The following is a 16037-nucleotide window of genomic DNA, read 5'->3' as shown; positions in this document are numbered from 1 at the left end:
AGCCGTTCGAATGCGGAATGGCTCGCCGGAATGGCCGCGGATCTATCAATGCGGGAACTCCGCAGAGCCTCCTGAGCAAGGTCCGTGCCGGGACATCGCAGGTCCAGATCTTCCTCCCGTCATTAACCTCGATCGCCGGAAATGATCGCGTTTGGCCCTGCGATGCGACATCAGGCGAGAAAGTTGCAGATGGAGCCATGTTAACCGTGAGAGCCCGGACCATGACGACCGATAGAACCGTGACTGAGCCGATCGCCGCTGCGGCAAGCGCGTCGATCGCGACGGACATCGCGATCGTCGGCGGCGGCCTTGCGGGGTCGCTGGCGGCAGCCGTTCTTGCGCGGGCAGGGCATCGCGTTGCCCTGGTCGACAAGCGTGCGGTCTATCCGAACGAATTCCGGGTCGAAAAGATCGGCGGGGGACAGCTGGAGGCGTTCCGCAGGCTGGGCTTCATCCGTGGTCTTGAAAGCGCCGCCTGTCCATACGACCGCGTGCTCAATATCCGGGAAGGTAAGGTGGTCGATGTCAGCGTCGGCCAGGCTTACGGGCTTGCCTATGCCGATCTCGTTGCGATGGCGCGCAGCCAGTTACCTGATCCATCCAGCCTGATCGTCGACGAGGTCATTGCGATCAGCTGTAGCGACGACCTCCAGCATCTCGAGCTCGCTTCGGGACAGCGCGTCACTGCGCGCCTCATCGTTCTGGCCACGGGCATGGCAGGAGTTCTCGGCCACAAGCTCGGCATCAGGCGGCGCGTGCTGGCTGCGGGCCACTCGGTCTCGTTCGGCTTCACGATCGCCCGACGCGATGGCGCGCCGTTCGATTTCAAGGCGCTGACCTGTTACGGCGAGCGCACAGGGGACGGCGTCGACTACCTCAGCCTGTTTCCCGTACGCGCAGGTATGAGGGCGAATCTTTTCATGTTCCGCGACCCGGCCGATCCGATCATGCGCGATCTACGTCGCGAAACGGAAGCGACCGTTCTGCGCCTGCTGCCGGGATTGCAGATCTATCTCGGCGACTTCCGCGTGATTGACCGGATACAGAACTGGGTGATGGACCTCTCGGTCGTCGAGGGCCACCTGCAGCCCGGTGTCGTGCTCATTGGTGATGCGTTCCAGACCAACTGTCCCGCCGCCGGAACTGGCGTCGCGCGCCTGCTGGTGGACGTCGAGCGTCTTTGTACCGAACATGCGCCGCGGTGGCTGATGACTCCCGGCATGAGCAGGGAGAAGGTCTCGGAATTCTACTCCGATCGCGACAAGGTCGCGGCAGACCAGCAGTCACTGAAGATGGCACGATTCCGCCAAGCCTTGACCTCGCGCGACGATATCGGCTGGGATGTGCGGCGGCGGCTGCACTTCCTGCGCCGCAGTATCACCCATCGGGTCGATCAAATGCGGCCAGGCTGGCTCGCGCATGTCCGCAGCGCGCTCCGCGCCTGAGCGCCCCGGCCGTTGGCGTCCCGCGCTCGTCAGCGTGTCGGGGTCGAGGTGCGGGTCGGCAGAAGCCTGAACTCCGAGATCCGCTTGGCGGCCAGTTTGAGCCAGGGAGCCTGCTTCAGCGCAAACAACGCGACCGCGCCTGCGGTGCTGCCGGCCTGTGTGACCGCCCACATTGGCGATGGCTGCCCGCCGAACAGTTTCTTGTACGGCTCGTCACCTATGGTGAAGTCGAGCATCTGGTCCCCGCGCTCGATGCAATCCCTGGCCACCTGCTCGAACATCAGCGCGCCCAGCGACTGGCTCTTGTAGCCCGCAATGTCGAAGGCGCTCATGATGACGTGGAAGGTGTCGCGGTGGCACAATCCGAGCACGGCGGCGATCACCTCGCCGTCCATCTTCATGGCATAGAGACGCACAAAGGAGCCGAGGCCGCGGAGGGCCACCTCGGAATAGAAGTCGAAATATTCGGGGCGCTGGAGCAGATCTCCGTCGCCTTGCGACTGGAACCGCGGTCCGCGAAATTTCTTCATGACCTCCAGCGCGTCGAGCGTGGAGGCGCTGTCGTTGCAGCACGAGAAGCTCAAGGCGCCCTTCTTCTGGAGCTGACGATATTTCTTCGCGAGCTCCTTCTGATAGGAGCGATCCATCGCGCTGGCCCGCCATTGCTCGAACGGCGCGATGAGAACGGTCGCGTAGGCATTGGTGTCCATCGAGACGCGGCGGGGTGCAGCCAGGAGGTTCTCGATCGGAAGCCGTCCGTCGGGAAGCTTGGTCATGCGGAGCAGGTCGAAAGGGCGGAGGAGGCTCCGAAGCTCCGCGCATGCGCTCTCGTCCGCGAGCAGTTGAGAAAATGCTCCCGGGCTGCAAACCGGCGCCAGATAGTCGGAGACGCGGAGGTCGGCGAATTCGACGGTCCGTATCGGACCACGCCGGATCCGCAGCAGAGGCAGCACCATCGCAAGGGCGCGCGTCGTGCGATGGCGGACCACGACGATGAAAGGGGTTGCCCCCGCATGAGACGCCAGCCTGGCATAGAGGCTGTGTAGCCACAGCGGATGCTGGAACGCGGTGGCGGCGGAGTTGTCAAACAGCTCTGCGTATTCCGGACACAGAAAGTCGAACGCCTGCTCGATGGCGATATCGAACGTGCTGCTGGATCTGTTCATGCGCAACCAAGAAAACCAGACAATTCGTGAAAATTCGATCGAGCTCGATCCGCGCTTTATAGCAGGGTCGTTACGGGCGAGACACCAGCGGGGTACGATTTGCATTAATGCGCCGCGCCGGGTCTCCTAGCGTTACCAAATCCCTAAATTTCGGCGTCCTGTGCGCTGGGAGTGGCGGAGCTCGACCGTGGTAGCAAATTATTAACCGTGCCTAGGGAAGGTCGGTTCATGGCCAGCCTGCAGACCGAGGTGGATTCCGGGACACTCGAGAGCGCGTTCTGGGAGACGCGCAGCGTTGGCGTTGAGAAGATTGCCCGAGCCGCAATCAGCTGTTCGATTACCATCAACGTGGTGGCATCGATGGGCATCTTCAACGCTGCGCTCCTGCCGCCGGAGCTGACCTTTGTGCAGCAGACCGTGGCGCTTCTGATGTGGGGCGTCCTCATCTACGCAAGTGCATTCGTGCGCCCGCGCCTGCGCCTGCAGCTCAATCCCGATCTGATCGCGCTGCTCGCGTTCTACACGTTCGCGGTCGTCTCAGTGTTCTGGTCGAGCCTGAGCGCGGCGGCGTTCATGAAAAGCGTGGCGCTTGCCATGACGACCTTCGGCGCGTTCTGTCTCGTCACACGCATCGAGATCGACGAGATTGTGAGGGCCACGGCGCTTGGGTTGTTCATATTGGTCGCCGCATCGGCTTTCTGTGCGCTTGCTGTCCCCGATATCGGGATAGACCAAACCTGGATGCATAGCGGTCAATGGCAGGGCGTCTATGAATCGAAGCAGACGCTCGGATTCGTCGGCGCGTATCTGATGTTTTTTGCCTGTTATCGTAAGATGAAGGGGCAGGGATGGCCGACGTTCCTCGTCGTGTTCCTGCTGGCCTCGACCTGCGTCGTCGCGTCGGAATCGCGTGGTGCCGGCGCGGTTGCCCTGGCGGCCTGTGCGTTGCTCGTGACCTCGATGTGGTCGGTCGCATGCATGAGGGTCTATGCGGTGCTGCCGTTCGTCATGTGTCTCCTGGCCGGAATTCTGTTTCTTTATTTTTACCTGACAGGCTATGACGCCATCCATCTCGGCGATGCCTCGATCGATTTCACTGAACGAACCTTCATCTGGCACTACGCCATCAGCCATTTCGACGATGCGCCGCTGCTCGGTTTCGGGATCAACGGTTTTTGGACGGTGCCGTCGATCTACGATTATTTCGAACAAAACCACGGCTGGGTACTCGACAATTATCACAGCGGCTACATCGCGATCCTGATGGAAACTGGATTTCTGGGATACGTGCTTTTCGCAGCGAGTGTCCTTCTGTTCTCGAGCAAGATTCTCCATCTGATCTCGACCAGATCGATCGATCGTTCGCACTGTGCTCTCATCATCGGATTTGTCGTCCTGAGCTTCCAGACAAATTTCACGGAGACGACATTCCTTCGTTCGACGATGTTCACGTCGGTGTTGCTGGTGGCGTTCTTGTTCGCGACCTGCAGGCCTGTGGACGCAAGATGACCGTCATGCGCGCGAGGTGGCCGGGGAGCGTCATGCTGGCAGCGACGGTGATATTCGTCGCATCGCTCTTCTCCGACGTTCGCGGAGCCGAGCGGGCCAATTCCCGCGACGTGCCGAAACTCGGCCGGGGCATCAATATTCTCGGCTACGATGGAATCTGGGAGGGCGGTCAGAACGCGCCCTTCCGTTTGGAGAATTTGACGGCAATCAAGAAGGCCGGATTTTCGCACGTCAGGATCAACTTCTTCGGCTTCAAGTTCATGGGTCCGGAGAATGTCCTGGATGAGATTGTTCTGAGACGGCTCGACACCGTCATCGAGGAAGTCCTTGCAAGGGGCCTCATTCCTGTCCTCGACGAACACGATACCCAGGTTTGTCAAAGCGACATTGCCGGATGCACTGAGAAGCTGAAGTCGTTCTGGAGGCAGATATCCGAGCGCTATGCGGGGCGGTATCCCTCGCTCGTGTTCGAGGTCCTGAATGAACCTGGCGGGCTCATGACGTCCGCCAGATGGAATTCACTGCTCAACGAGTGTCTCGCGATTATCCGCCGCACCAACCCTGAGCGGCCGGTCATTGCCGCCGTTCTCAACAGGGATGATATTCCTGTCGACGAGCTGGCTCTGCCGCCTGAGGACAGGAAGCTCATTGTCACGTTTCACTACTACGCGCCCATACGGTTCACGCACCAAGGTGCACCATGGTCTGAAACTTTCTCGAAGATTGGTCCCCTGGCTTGGGGTACTCGGGATGACGAAGCAAAAGCCGCAGCCGATTTCAGGAAAATGAGTCTGTGGGCGGAGCGTGAGAGGCGCCCCCTTTATCTCGGGGAGTTCGGGGTGTACGAGCGTGCGCCGTCCGGCAGTCGCTTGCGATACCTCTCCTTCGTGGCGAGAAGCGCCGACAGGCTTGGCTGGTCATGGGCCTATTGGCAGTTCGACCATGATTTCGCGGCCTTCGACAGCGCGCGTCAGGCCTGGAAGCCGGGCATCCTGCGCGCCTTGATCTCGCCGCCGCATTGAAGCGGCGACGTGTTCGCAAGGGCATCAGAAATTCGCAGCCAGGGCTCCGAGGCGCTTGAACGCCCGTTCACGGGCGGCCTCAATCGGTTGCGGTGGCCCCGTGGTCGGCCCGATCGGCACGAAACGGACATCGTTGATGCCAATGAAGCGCAGGATTTCCCGCACGTAGGGCGTCGCCATGTCGATGCGGCCGCGGTTCATGCCGGTGGAGAAATCGCTGCCGCTGGCGAGGATCACGAGCGTTGGCCGGTCCCTCAGCAGCGGAACGTATCCCTGGGACGGATCGAATCGAAAGGTAAGCCCGGGCTGGACGATGATGTCGATGAACTGCTTCAGCTTGTAGGGGATGCCGAAGTTCCACATCGGCGTCGAGATCAGCACGCGATCGGCGAGTGAAAAGCGCAGCGCGATGCGCTCGGCCTCGGTAAAGCTGTCGCGTTGAGGATCGCTGAAGCGCTGGCCGTTCATGCGGGCGTATTTGGCTTCGAGGATGGGACCAGCGAACTCAGGCATCCGCTCGCGCCAGAGATCCATGACGTCGATGTCCCAATCGGGATGGGCCTGACGAAAGCCGTCAATGAAGACCAGCGCGGCGGCACTCGATTCCGAGTCGGGGCGCGGCGAGCAGGACAGGTGCAGCAGCTTCGGCACTGCGCGTTACCCCAGCGCCCTGATGACCGCGTCCGCCTTAGTCACCACCGCGACGTTTTGCATAGCGAAGTTGATCGAGGCGTTGTGCCAATCGGCATTCATGGTCGAGCAGCAATCCTCGGGCACGATCATGAAATAGCCCTTGTCGGCACCGGTGCGCGCGGTGTGTTCGACCGACATGTTGGTCCAGGCGCCGGTGTTGATGATCATGTCGCGGCCGGTGGCTTTCAGGATCGTCTCCAGCCGCGTGCCTTCCCACGCGCTCATGCGCATTTTCTCGACGACGAAGTCGCCGGGTCGCGGCTCGAGGCCGGACACGGGCGCCGCACCCCAGCTTCCGCGCACCATCGCCTTGCTGTCGACGAGGCCTTCGAACAGCGGCGCATTGAGCGTGACGCCGGGCGCGCCGGGTTCGACGATGAACCAGACGTGGATGATGGCGACGCCGCGGGCGCGCGCGGTCTCGGCAAGGCGGCGGACGTTGTCCACCACGTGCTGCTGCCGCGCATGACCGGGGGCGCCCGACTCGGCGAAGGCGCCGCCGTCCATGATGACATCGTTCTGAAGGTCCTGGATGATCATCGCGCATCGCTGCGGATCGAGCCGCATCTCGCCCTCGGCGAGGACGGGCGAGGTTGGCGCGGAGCTTGGCGCTGTGCCGCCGCCGGCTCGCCGGCCGCTCATATAGGGTTCATGCCGCGGGCCGACCTTGGTCGGGATCGCGTACACCGAATGCGTCGCGGTCAGATACAGCATGCGGAAGTCCGGACCGCCCCAGGCGAGGTTGGCGACGAGCTCTGGCACCCGAACCTTGCCGAGCAGCTCACCGCGCGGCGAATAGACCCAGACGCCGCCGGGCGCGGTGACCCAGACATTGCCCTGCTGATCACACTTCATGCCGTCGGGCAGACCTGGCTCGAGTTCGGAGCGAATGCCGCTCGCGAACACGCGCGCGTTCGACAGTGAACCGTCAGTATCGACGTCAAAGACGCGGATCAGCGCCTGCACGGTGTCGTTGATATAGAGCAGCTTTTCGTCGGGCGAGAAGCAGAGCCCGTTCGGCTGGTCGAACAGGTTGCGGTCGACGACGAGCTTCGGTTCGCCGCCGGGTACGAGGCGATAGACGCCCTGAAAGCCGAGCTGGCGTGGCCGCTCGACGCCATAGACCGGCATCCGACCATACCAGGGATCAGAGAAATAAATCGCGCCGGAAGAGTGTACGCAGACATCGTTCGGGCTGTTGAGCTCCTGGCCCTGGAAGTGTGAAGCCAGCACCTCTCGCCGCCCGTCCGGGCGCTCGCGGACCAGCGATGACGTCGCGTGCTCGCAGACGATGAGGTTGAGCTCGGCATCATAGGTCATGCCGTTGCATTTGTTCGAGGGACGCTTGACCTCCACGACGCCGCGCCGCGCATCCCAGCGCCGCCGCACGTCGCCCGGCATATCCGAGAACAACAGGTAGTGATCGACCGGATGCCAGATCGGTCCTTCCGTGAACTCGAAGCCGGTGCCGACTTGCGCGATCGGCGCGTACGGGTCGATCAGGGTCTCGAATTCGGAACGCAAGGTAACGTGGGTCATCGGTCGATCCTCGGGACCATGGTCCGGAAAGTGCTGCGCGGACCCCGGCAAGATCATGCGCAGAAAGGGTCTCAGGCCGGGAACCAGTTGCGCTCGGGCAAGGACTGCACGATCGGGCCTGGGACCTGGTCGTGCAGCCGCCCGACGACATTGCCGCCTTCGATCTTGGCGGGGCGATCGTGCACGGGAAGGAGATAGCGCGAATTGCTGAGCAGCTTTTTGATCGCCGCCTTGTCCGCGCGCTTGCTGGTGCCGTGGTTGCCGGTGGTGCGCGGCTCCCAATCGTGGATCTCGTTGAAGGGCGTGACGATCTGGTCGTTGAAGTCGTAGATCACGTCGCCGCAGATGGTGGCAATGCCGTCGGCGGTGTGAACGATGATGTTCATCGATCCCTCGGTATGGGCGTTGGCGGCATCGCAATAGACGCCGGGCATCAACTCGATCGGGCCGGTGACCTCGAGATCCAGAAAGCGCAGCGCGCTCTTGGTGTGCAAGCGATCGATCAGGTGCTTGATGTCGGGCGCTGGATATTGGGGATGCATCAGGCCGGAAACGGAATATTCGAGCTCCCTGCGGTTGAGGACGACTGTCGTGTTCATCGGAAACAGATCGTCCTTGCCGGCATGGTCGATGTGCAGATGGGTGTGGCAGACGAAGCGGACGTCGCCCATGCGCACACCATGGCGCGCAAGCTGGTTCTCGATCATGTTCTCGTGGTATTGCAGCCCGCGCATGCCCAGCGTCTCCATGATCTGGTTGGAGCGATAGCCGGTATCGACCACGACCGGATATTTGCCGCCGAGGATCAGGAAGCCCAGGGTGAGGACGCGGCGCGTGCGGCCGCAGTCGCGGCCGAGCACCAGGAAGCTCGATTCCAGCTCGATATCGCCGTAGTCCAGGATCTTGATCTCCAGCGCCATTCGCGTCCCTCCCTGTCCTGCTTCTTGTCTGTCAAAGCCGATAGACGCGCGTAGCGGTTGCCCGAAAGATCGCGTCCTGTTGTTCGGTGCTCAGCGGTGCGGCTGCCGCGCAAAACGCGTCGACGAGCTCGCGATAGCTGGTCCACAATTTCTCGATCGGGAAATTGGAGCCGAACAGGCAGCGCTCGGCACCGAAAATCGCAACGGTGTCGGCGAGAACGGCAGCGATGTGCGCGGGATCGTTGCGATGGATGAAGGTGCCGAGCCCGGAGAGCTTTGAGACTACGTTCGGGCAGGCCGCAAGCCGCGCCATGCCGGCGCGCCAGGCGGCGCGGCCTGCCGCCGAGAGGTCCTCCAGCATGCCGGCATGCTGGAGGACGAAAGTCACCTTTGGACAAGCGTCGGCCAGCTCCGCTGCCTCCGGCATCTGCGGCGTGAACACCTGCAGGTCGAAGCTCCAGCCATAGTCGGCGAGATGCGCGACGTTGCGGCGGATTATGGGATCGGCGCAGAGATCGGGGCGGGCTGCAAAGCGGTAGAGCGGGTTCTCGTGCCAATGCAGTTGCATGCGCACGCCGCGCACGAGCGGATAGCGCTTGAGACGGTCGAGCTGGGGACGAACATCCTCGACGGCGAAATTGGCGTAGGCGACGATCGCGTGCGGCCAGCCGTGTTCGTCGGCGGTCTGTTGCACCCAGGCGGCCTCGTCCTCGAAGCGGTCGTTGGCCCAGTTGGTCTGCACATAGACCGAGCGGGTGACGCCGGTGCCCTCGAGGTCGTCGAGATATTCCTGGATCGGATAATCGCGTCGTATCGGCTCGTAGGGGCCGAAGATGCGCGGCTGCATCGGACCGATCAGCCAGGGCAGGTCGGCTTGCCGCCAGATGTGATGATGGCCGTCGACAATATCGGTCACGCCGCTCTCCTTCGTCCCAACGCCAGAATGTGCGCGACGATCGACGCGCTCGATCCGCCGTCCACGAGATCGTCGACGAAGCGCTCGATGGCAATGAGCGCTTCGGTCTGCGGGCGGAAGGCCGGGCTTGTGGCGAGCGGCGTCAGCCAGCTCAAGCGCCAGGACCGCCGCGATAACTTGGCGACAGCGTCGCGAAGTGCGTCGCCTTCACCGCGCTCGAGTCCATCGGAGACGATCACAACAGCGGCCCCACGCGCGTAGCCGCCGAACCGTGGCACGGCGAGGAAGGCTTGCAGCGCATCGCCAATGCGGGTGCCACCATCCCAGTCGCTGACGAGATGAGCGGCTGCGTTCAATGCCTGCTCGCGACGCTTCAGTCGTAAGGGGCGGGTGACCCGCGTCAGCCGCGTACCGAAGGTGAAGACCTCGACATTGGGCGCCGCCTGAACCAGCGCATGGGCGAGCTTCATGTTCTCATCGGTGCGAGTCTTCATGGAGCCGGACACGTCGATCAGCAGCAATATCTTCCGTGGCCGCTGCCGCCGCTTGAGGTGACCGAGCCGCAAGATCTCGCCGTCGCTGCGGACCGTGTCGCGCAAGGTGCGGCGGAGGTCGGCAAACGGTCCGCGGCGGGCGCGCATGCGCCGGTGGCCACGCCGTCGCGGCAGACGTCGCGGCGCCTCGCGCGCCAGGCGGCGTAGCGCGTCCGCGGTCGAACTCACCCCAAAGCGGCGCTCCACCAGCGCCTCGCTTCGGGTCGCGGCGAGGCCGGACTCGCTCGCCTCGTCGGAGAGCAGGGGCTCCTCGTCGCCGCGGCCCTCTTCCTGGAGGCGGACCGTCTCGTCGTCCTTGCCCTCGTCATCGCGCGCAATCGTTTCGCTGCCGCGGAAGTGGAGATCGAACAGCCGGTCGAAGGTGGCCCGGCGATCGGGCGGCGGAGCTAGCGTCGCCAGTGCAGCTTGTCTGATATCCTCGACGCTATCAGGGCCGAGCAACTCGATGGCCGCCAGGAACGTCGTGGTCTGCTCCGGCGCCACGGCAAAGCCATTCGCGCGCAGCAGCGCGACGAAGGCGACCAACACGCGCGCGGCGCGCGGGAGCTGCGGCTCGGTGCTCATGCGGTCGCCTCCGCGAGCATGGCGTCGAGCCGCGGCGAAATGAAATGCAGGTCTTCTTCGTCCTTCAGCGCCACGCCGATCGAGCGCTTGAACGCATCGGGCCAGCGCGCGCCGCCCTTGTGAAGGAGCGTCGCGGCCTCGGCCCAGTCGACGGCCTCAGCAATGCCCGGCGCCTTGCTGAGCGGCTCGCGCCGCAGCCGTTCGACGGCTGCGACGACCGCGCGTGCCGTGGCCTCAGCGACGCTCGAGGCGCGCATCATGATGATGCGGGCTTCGCGCTCGGCGGTGGGATAGTCAATCCAGTGATAGACGCAGCGGCGGCGCAGCGCTTCGTGCAGGTCGCGTGTCCGGTTCGACGTCAGCACGACCACGGGTCGCTCCGCCGCGCGTACCGTGCCGCGCTCGGGGATCGAGATCTGGAAGTCGGAGAGGAATTCGAGCAGGAAGGCCTCGAACTCCTGATCGGCGCGATCGATTTCGTCAATCAGCAGAACGGTGGAATCGGGTGCGCGCAGCGCGGCCAGCATCGGCCGCTCGATCAGGAACGTCTCGCCATAGATGTCGATGCTCTCGTCGCCGGCCTGGCGGATCGCGAGCATCTGGCGCGGGTAGTTCCACTCATAGAGTGCGGCCGACGCGTCGATGCCCTCATAGCATTGCAGGCGGATGAGCCGGCGGCCGAGCACGGCAGCGATCGCCTTTGCAGCCTCCGTCTTGCCGACGCCGGGCGCTCCTTCCAGCAGCAGCGGCTTGCCGAGCGCGAGCCCGAGATAGGCGGCGGTGGCCAGTCCCTCGTCGGCGAGGTAATAGGCTGCGCGCAGCGCCTTCTCCAACGCCTGTGGGCTGTCGATTCCGACGATGTTGCTACGAACCGCCACCGCCAATCCTCTAGCGTCGCGCCTGCGGCCGTGCGCCGCCCTGGGCCTTGATCGCGCGCAGCACTTTCTCGGGCGTGATCGGGAGATCGTCGATGCGCACGCCGACCGCATTGAATATCGCATTCGCCACGGCGGGCAGCACCGGGTTGGCGCACATCTCGCCGGGACCCTTGGCGCCGAAGGGCCCATCGGGAGCAGGGCGTTCCAGCACCGCGATATCGTGCGGGCAGATATCGCCGGGGCCTGGCATCAGATATTCGACGAAGTCGCGCGGGCCGTGAGCGGGGTCGGGATAGTAAGGCTCAGGCGTCTCGTAGAGCGCGTGGCTGACGCCCATCCAGGCGCCGCCTACGAGCTGCTGCTCGACCAGCCGCGGGTTGAGCGCGCGGCCGAGCTCATAGGCGGAGTCCATCCGGACCATCGCGACCTCACCGGTCTCGTCGTCGACCTCGACCTCGGCGACGAGGCAGGCATGGGCATAGCAGGTTGCCGGCGACATCTCTCCGGTTTCGGGGTCGACATCGGACAGCGGTACCAGGAATATTCCCCGGCCGGAGATGGTCTTGCCCTGCTTGAATTGCGCGGCGACCGCGACATCCTTGGTCGAGATCGAGCGATGCGGCGCGCCTTTGACATGGATGTTGCCGCGCCCGTCCGTCTCGAGGTCGGCGGCGTTGACCTCCAGCTCCTCGGCCGCAGCCTCCATCATCACGCCGCGGGCTTCGCGGGCTGCGGCCATCACGGCGTTACCGACGCGGTGTGTGCCGCGCGAGGCGAACGAACCCATGCAATGCGGGCCGGTGTCGGAATCCGCGGTGTCGACGTAGACGTCCTCGACCGGCACGCCCAGCGTCTCAGCGCAGATCTGCCGCGTCACCGATTTCATCCCCTGGCCGAGATCGATCGACGACAGCGCCACTGTGAACTTGCCGCTGGGATTGGAGTGAACCAGCGCCTGGCTGGGATCGCCGCCGAGGTTCATGCCGATGGGATAGTTGATCGACGCCATGCCGCGTCCGCGATGCCTGGTCATCTAGCGCCTCCTGGTCCCGAACACGGAAGAGAAGCGGGTGGCGCCGTGCGATGGTGCCGCCGGGCGGGGCGGAGGAGGCGGCGGGGTCGGCGGTGGCGGTTCGCGCGGCGGCTCTCTTGTCGCGGTCCCGGGTGCGCGGTCATAGGTCGTGCGCTGCTGGGCGGGCGCGGCCGGCCGCGCGCGTACATCCGTCGGCGTCGGCGGAATCGCGGCGCGGCTGCCGCCACCATCCTTGCGCGAGGAGGCGCGCCTGAACTCGTCGCGGATCGGCCATTTGGCCTTTTCGGCGGCGACCTGAACGCATTCGATCAGCGCCGTGTTCTTGGCCTCGCGCCGATGCGCCTTCATGTCGCCGTCGCGATAGGCGTTCAGAATCCGGAACTCCATTGGGTCCATGCCGACGAGGTTTGCGAGCTTGTCCATCTGGCACTCGATGGCAAAGTCCATCGCGGTGACGCCGAAGCCGCGCATGGCAGTCGCCGGCGTGCGATTGGTGAAGACGCAGTAGACGTCGCCATAAACGTTAGGGATGGTATAGGGGCCCGGCAGATGCGCGGCGCATTTCACCGCGGCGTAGCTGGAGAGCCGCGTATAGGCGCCGCTGTCGAAATAGGCACGGATCTTTCGGGCGACGATGCGGCCGTCGCGCATCACGCCGTCCTTGATGTAGATGCGCTCGGCGCCGCGCGGCGGGCCGTACTGCATCTCCTCCTCGCGACCGAAGACGTAGCGCACGGGCCGCCCGGTCAGCATGGCGGCGAGGATCGCGAGCGGCTCGGTCAGGGTATCCACCTTGCCGCCAAAGCCGCCGCCGACCGTGCCACCGATGAAGTGGAAGGTGTTGGAAGGCACATCCAAAATCTTGGCGCAGGTATCGACCGAGAAGAACAGCGCCTGCGTCGAGGTGTAGACGACGTAGCGGCCGTTGGTGTCGGGCGCGGCAATCGCGCCATTGGTCTCGGTCGGCGCGTGCTCGATCGGCGACATCTGGTAGCGCTGTTCAAGCACATGGTCGGCGTTCGCGAGTGCCGCATCGGCATCGCCGAACCGTAGGCGCTGGTGATCGTAGACGTCGTGATAGATAAAGGCGTTCTTCGGATAGGTCTCGTTGACCACGGGCGCGCCCGGCTTGAGCGCATCCTCGACGTCGAACACGGTCGGCAGCGGCTCATAGTCGATCCGCACCTTTGCGATGGCCTCGAACGCCTCACGCTCGCTGTCGGCGACGATGGCGAGGATCGGCTCGCCCTTGTAGCGGACCTTGTCGACGGCCAGTGATGGCTCGTCGTCCTTGCCGAAATTGATCAGGCTCAGCAGCGTGTTGAGATTGACCGGCACGTCAGTGCCGCGAATGATCCGGCGCACGCCGGCTGAGCGTTCTGCGTCCGTGGTATCGATGCGGCGCAGCCTCGCATGGGCCTCAGTCGAGCGAACGACCTTGAGGTGCAGCATGCCCTGGAGCTTATGATCGTTGAAATAGCTCGACGTGCCCGTGATGTGGCCGAGCATGTCCTGGCGCTGCGTGCCCTTGCCGATCTCCTTGAGATTGTCGTCGCGCTCGTCGGCGAAGATGTCCTTGCGTAGTTCCAGCATGGTCTGACCTCAGGCGCTGGCCCGGCCACCGGCGGCGGCGAGGATGGCATTGATGATCGGCTCGTAGCCGGTGCAGCGGCAGATATTGCCGGAGATCGCCTCGATCACGTCGGCCCGGCTTGGGGACGGATTGCGATCGAGCAGCGCCTTCGCGGCCATCAGCATGCCCGGCGTGCAATAGCCGCATTGGGCGGCAAAATTGTCGGCAAAGGCGCGCTGGAGCGGGTGCAAGTTCGGACCCTGCTTGAGGCCGTCGAGCGTTTCGACGGAGCGGCCGGCGACGGTCTCGGCGAGCGTCAGACAGGAGAGGTGGAGTTCTCCGTCGATCAGCACGCTGCAGGTGCCGCAGCCGCCCTGGCCGCAGCCGAACTTAGGCGTCATGTCACCGATCAGCTCGCGCAAGGCGACCAGCAGGTTGGTGCCGCCATCGACGAAGATGGCGACGTCGCGGCCGTTGTGACGAAATTGCAGAGGCGTCTTGGACATGTTGGTCCTTGTCTATTCCTGACCGGACAGCAAACGGCGGAGATGGACGCCGACGATCTCGCGGCGATACCAGGCGCTGCCGAGCGCGTTGTCCGCGGGCGATGTGCCCTCGATTGCGGCAGAGGCGGCTGCATTGATGTTCGCGGTATCGAGCGTGCGTCCTTCGAGGGCACGTTCCGCGGCCTTGGCGCGGATCTGGGTCGGTGCCATCGAGCCGAGCGCAATGCGAGCACCGGCGATGCGCCCGCCGCTGACCGGCAGATGGGCGGCCAGCGTGATGACCGAGCCGCCCTTCGGCTTGATGCGGGCAATCTTGCGATAGCGAAAGGCCTCGGCGCTGGCCGGCCGCGTGCAGGAGACCGACAGGACTAACGCGCCGGATTGCCGCTCGCGCGATTGCAGGAATTCCTCGATCGCGATGTCGCGGGCGCCGAAGCTGCCTTGCAGCGCGACCGTGGCGTCGAGCGCCAGCAGCGCCACGGTGAAATCGCCGTAAGGATTGGGCGCGAACAGATTGCCGCCCACGGTGCCCATGTTGCGCACGGCAGGACCACCAATCGAACGGGCGGGCGCGTGCAGGAAAGCGAGGTCGCGCTCGCCGAGAATTCTCGCGAAAGTGACGCCGGCACCGAGCGTGATGCGTGGGCCGGACGCATCGATCCGGGTCAGCGCCTGGTCACTGGCGCGAACGATCGTCGATATCGAGACGTCGCCCTCGTTCAATGCCCGCATCACCAGCGTGCCGCCGCCGAGATAGCGCGCGCTGCGGTCCGAGGATATTGCCCCGGCCGCTTCGCTGGCGCTGGCAAAGGTCTTTACGGTCACAGCCATGGTTAGGCGGCCTCCTTCAGATGGCGGCGGATCGCCTCGAATCCCGCCTGGTAGATGTCTTCCGCGACCATGTGGGTGATGCGGTCCCTATCCTCGGGCTTGGTGGTGAAGCGCGATTCCCAATGCCAGAAGGTGCGGTCGCCATCGGTCACCGGCAGCAGGCGGACATGGGCGACGTAATTGAACATCGGGATCGGGGTATCGAGCAGGCAATAGCTGAAGGTCTGCTCGAGGTCGGACAGCGCCAGCAACTGCTCGCGCAGCTCGGAGCCATCCTTGAGCTTGAAGCGCCTGATACAGCCGATCTTGTCGGAGGCCTGAGCGCGTTCGATCGAGGAGGTCGCAACCGCCGGATGCCAGCGGTCGTGGCCGTTGAAATCCCGCAGCACGTCCCACACCGCATCCGTCGGTGCGCTCAGGATCGTGCTCTTGACGATATGCGGCACGGCTAACCTCCGAACACGCGCTTCAGGGCGTCGAAGCCGCCCTGGAACACGCCGCCGCCGATGGTGCTGACGAGCTCGGTCTCGCGCTCCGGCGCGCAGTCGAATTCGGCGGTCCATTCCACAAAGGTCTGGTCGCCGTCGGTGACGGGCGTCAGCCGCAAGGTCGCGACGTAGTTCTCGACGCCCATCGGAGATTCCAGGATCGAGTAGGTGCAGAACATGTCGTAGTCGGACAGGCCCAGGAGTTTCTCGCGGATGCGGTCGCCGTTGCGCAGGCGGAAATCCCTGACGCAGCCGATCTTGTCGGCGGGTTCGCCGCCCTCGATCCGGCTTTCGGCGATGGCCGGATGCCAGTTCGGCAGGCCGTTGAAATCGCGCACCCGCGCCCAGACGCGGTCGTTGCGGGCGTTGACGATGGTGGAGACATAGACGCGAGCCATGG

At 64.2% G+C, this 16037-nt stretch carries 16 protein-coding genes; 3 read left to right on the top strand and 13 right to left on the bottom strand.

Annotated features, from left to right (window positions below; translation table 11 throughout):
- Nucleotides 1–221 precede the first annotated feature (221 nt).
- Complete coding sequence (locus IVA98_RS14490; protein WP_247305998.1) at nucleotides 222–1445, top strand: FAD-dependent oxidoreductase; 1224 nt, start codon at nucleotides 222–224, stop codon at nucleotides 1443–1445.
- A gap of 29 nt (nucleotides 1446–1474) precedes the next feature.
- On the opposite strand, the gene IVA98_RS14485 is transcribed toward IVA98_RS14490, so the two are convergent.
- Nucleotides 1475–2611 carry a GNAT family N-acetyltransferase gene (locus IVA98_RS14485; RefSeq protein WP_247305995.1) on the bottom strand — a complete coding sequence of 379 codons (1137 nt, stop codon included), beginning with the start codon at nucleotides 2609–2611 and terminating at the stop codon, nucleotides 1475–1477.
- 228 nt (nucleotides 2612–2839) lie between these two features.
- Between IVA98_RS14485 and IVA98_RS14480 the strand changes: the two genes are divergently transcribed.
- Nucleotides 2840–4120 carry an O-antigen ligase family protein gene (locus tag IVA98_RS14480; protein ID WP_247355188.1) on the top strand — a complete coding sequence of 427 codons (1281 nt, stop codon included), beginning with the start codon at nucleotides 2840–2842 and terminating at the stop codon, nucleotides 4118–4120.
- Nucleotides 4117–5142 (top strand): glycoside hydrolase family 5 protein, encoded by a 1026-nt coding sequence (locus IVA98_RS14475; protein ID WP_247305992.1) that lies wholly within the window; start codon nucleotides 4117–4119, stop codon nucleotides 5140–5142. The genes IVA98_RS14480 and IVA98_RS14475 overlap by 4 nt, the downstream gene beginning before the upstream one ends.
- Before the next feature lie 24 nt (nucleotides 5143–5166).
- On the opposite strand, the gene IVA98_RS14470 is transcribed toward IVA98_RS14475, so the two are convergent.
- The 12 genes from IVA98_RS14470 to IVA98_RS14415 all read right to left on the bottom strand — a co-directional run bounded on the left by IVA98_RS14470 (nucleotide 5167) and on the right by IVA98_RS14415 (nucleotide 16035).
- Nucleotides 5167–5793, bottom strand: a complete 627-nt coding sequence (locus tag IVA98_RS14470) for an FMN-dependent NADH-azoreductase (RefSeq protein ID WP_247305990.1) — start codon at nucleotides 5791–5793, stop codon at nucleotides 5167–5169.
- 6 nt (nucleotides 5794–5799) lie between these two features.
- Complete coding sequence (locus IVA98_RS14465; RefSeq protein WP_247305987.1) at nucleotides 5800–7374, bottom strand: isochorismatase family protein; 1575 nt, start codon at nucleotides 7372–7374, stop codon at nucleotides 5800–5802.
- Between the two features lie 71 nt (nucleotides 7375–7445).
- Complete coding sequence (locus IVA98_RS14460) at nucleotides 7446–8294, bottom strand: MBL fold metallo-hydrolase (RefSeq protein ID WP_247355141.1); 849 nt, start codon at nucleotides 8292–8294, stop codon at nucleotides 7446–7448.
- A 31-nt stretch (nucleotides 8295–8325) separates the two neighbouring features.
- Nucleotides 8326–9210, bottom strand: coding sequence for an amidohydrolase family protein (locus tag IVA98_RS14455; RefSeq protein WP_247305984.1), 885 nt, complete (start codon nucleotides 9208–9210; stop codon nucleotides 8326–8328).
- Nucleotides 9207–10328: a vWA domain-containing protein gene (locus IVA98_RS14450; protein ID WP_247305981.1), complete on the bottom strand. Its 1122-nt coding sequence runs from the start codon at nucleotides 10326–10328 to the stop codon at nucleotides 9207–9209. Before IVA98_RS14450 ends, IVA98_RS14455 begins: the two co-directional genes overlap by 4 nt.
- The gene (locus IVA98_RS14445; RefSeq protein ID WP_247305978.1) at nucleotides 10325–11206 is read right to left on the bottom strand and encodes an AAA family ATPase; all 882 of its coding nucleotides are present in this window, start codon (nucleotides 11204–11206) and stop codon (nucleotides 10325–10327) included. The genes IVA98_RS14450 and IVA98_RS14445 overlap by 4 nt, the downstream gene beginning before the upstream one ends.
- A 10-nt stretch (nucleotides 11207–11216) precedes the next feature.
- Nucleotides 11217–12239 (bottom strand): xanthine dehydrogenase family protein molybdopterin-binding subunit, encoded by a 1023-nt coding sequence (locus tag IVA98_RS14440; protein ID WP_247305975.1) that lies wholly within the window; start codon nucleotides 12237–12239, stop codon nucleotides 11217–11219.
- Nucleotides 12240–13832, bottom strand: coding sequence for a xanthine dehydrogenase family protein molybdopterin-binding subunit (locus IVA98_RS14435; protein ID WP_247355140.1), 1593 nt, complete (start codon nucleotides 13830–13832; stop codon nucleotides 12240–12242).
- A 9-nt stretch (nucleotides 13833–13841) separates the two neighbouring features.
- Nucleotides 13842–14318: a (2Fe-2S)-binding protein gene (locus tag IVA98_RS14430; RefSeq protein WP_157331004.1), complete on the bottom strand. Its 477-nt coding sequence runs from the start codon at nucleotides 14316–14318 to the stop codon at nucleotides 13842–13844.
- Between the two features lie 12 nt (nucleotides 14319–14330).
- On the bottom strand, nucleotides 14331–15149 hold the full coding sequence (locus IVA98_RS14425) for an FAD binding domain-containing protein (protein WP_247305968.1): 819 nt from the start codon (nucleotides 15147–15149) through the stop codon (nucleotides 14331–14333).
- Nucleotides 15150–15151: 2 nt separating this feature from the next.
- Nucleotides 15152–15595: an SRPBCC family protein gene (locus IVA98_RS14420; RefSeq protein ID WP_247305965.1), complete on the bottom strand. Its 444-nt coding sequence runs from the start codon at nucleotides 15593–15595 to the stop codon at nucleotides 15152–15154.
- A 2-nt stretch (nucleotides 15596–15597) separates the two neighbouring features.
- A complete protein-coding gene (locus tag IVA98_RS14415; protein WP_247305963.1) occupies nucleotides 15598–16035 on the bottom strand; it encodes an SRPBCC family protein in 438 nt (145 codons plus the stop codon).
- Nucleotides 16036–16037 lie beyond the last annotated feature (2 nt).

This window comes from Bradyrhizobium sp. 160 (genome assembly GCF_023073735.1).
GTDB lineage: Bacteria > Pseudomonadota > Alphaproteobacteria > Rhizobiales > Xanthobacteraceae > Bradyrhizobium.
This window is presented reverse-complemented; position numbering and strand designations above follow the sequence as displayed.

Bases quoted from the DNA above. Each gene is read 5' to 3' on its own strand.
- IVA98_RS14490 (WP_247305998.1), top strand. From the start codon at position 222: ATGACGACCGATAGAACCGTGACTGAGCCGATCGCCGCTGCGGCAAGC.
- IVA98_RS14485 (WP_247305995.1), bottom strand. From the start codon at position 2,611: ATGAACAGATCCAGCAGCACGTTCGATATCGCCATCGAGCAGGCGTTC.
- IVA98_RS14480 (WP_247355188.1), top strand. From the start codon at position 2,840: ATGGCCAGCCTGCAGACCGAGGTGGATTCCGGGACACTCGAGAGCGCG.
- IVA98_RS14475 (WP_247305992.1), top strand. From the start codon at position 4,117: ATGACCGTCATGCGCGCGAGGTGGCCGGGGAGCGTCATGCTGGCAGCG.
- IVA98_RS14465 (WP_247305987.1), bottom strand. From the start codon at position 7,374: ATGACCCACGTTACCTTGCGTTCCGAATTCGAGACCCTGATCGACCCG.
- IVA98_RS14460 (WP_247355141.1), bottom strand. From the start codon at position 8,294: ATGGCGCTGGAGATCAAGATCCTGGACTACGGCGATATCGAGCTGGAA.
- IVA98_RS14450 (WP_247305981.1), bottom strand. From the start codon at position 10,328: ATGAGCACCGAGCCGCAGCTCCCGCGCGCCGCGCGCGTGTTGGTCGCC.
- IVA98_RS14440 (WP_247305975.1), bottom strand. From the start codon at position 12,239: ATGACCAGGCATCGCGGACGCGGCATGGCGTCGATCAACTATCCCATC.
- IVA98_RS14435 (WP_247355140.1), bottom strand. From the start codon at position 13,832: ATGCTGGAACTACGCAAGGACATCTTCGCCGACGAGCGCGACGACAAT.
- IVA98_RS14430 (WP_157331004.1), bottom strand. From the start codon at position 14,318: ATGTCCAAGACGCCTCTGCAATTTCGTCACAACGGCCGCGACGTCGCC.
- IVA98_RS14425 (WP_247305968.1), bottom strand. From the start codon at position 15,149: ATGGCTGTGACCGTAAAGACCTTTGCCAGCGCCAGCGAAGCGGCCGGG.
- IVA98_RS14415 (WP_247305963.1), bottom strand. From the start codon at position 16,035: ATGGCTCGCGTCTATGTCTCCACCATCGTCAACGCCCGCAACGACCGC.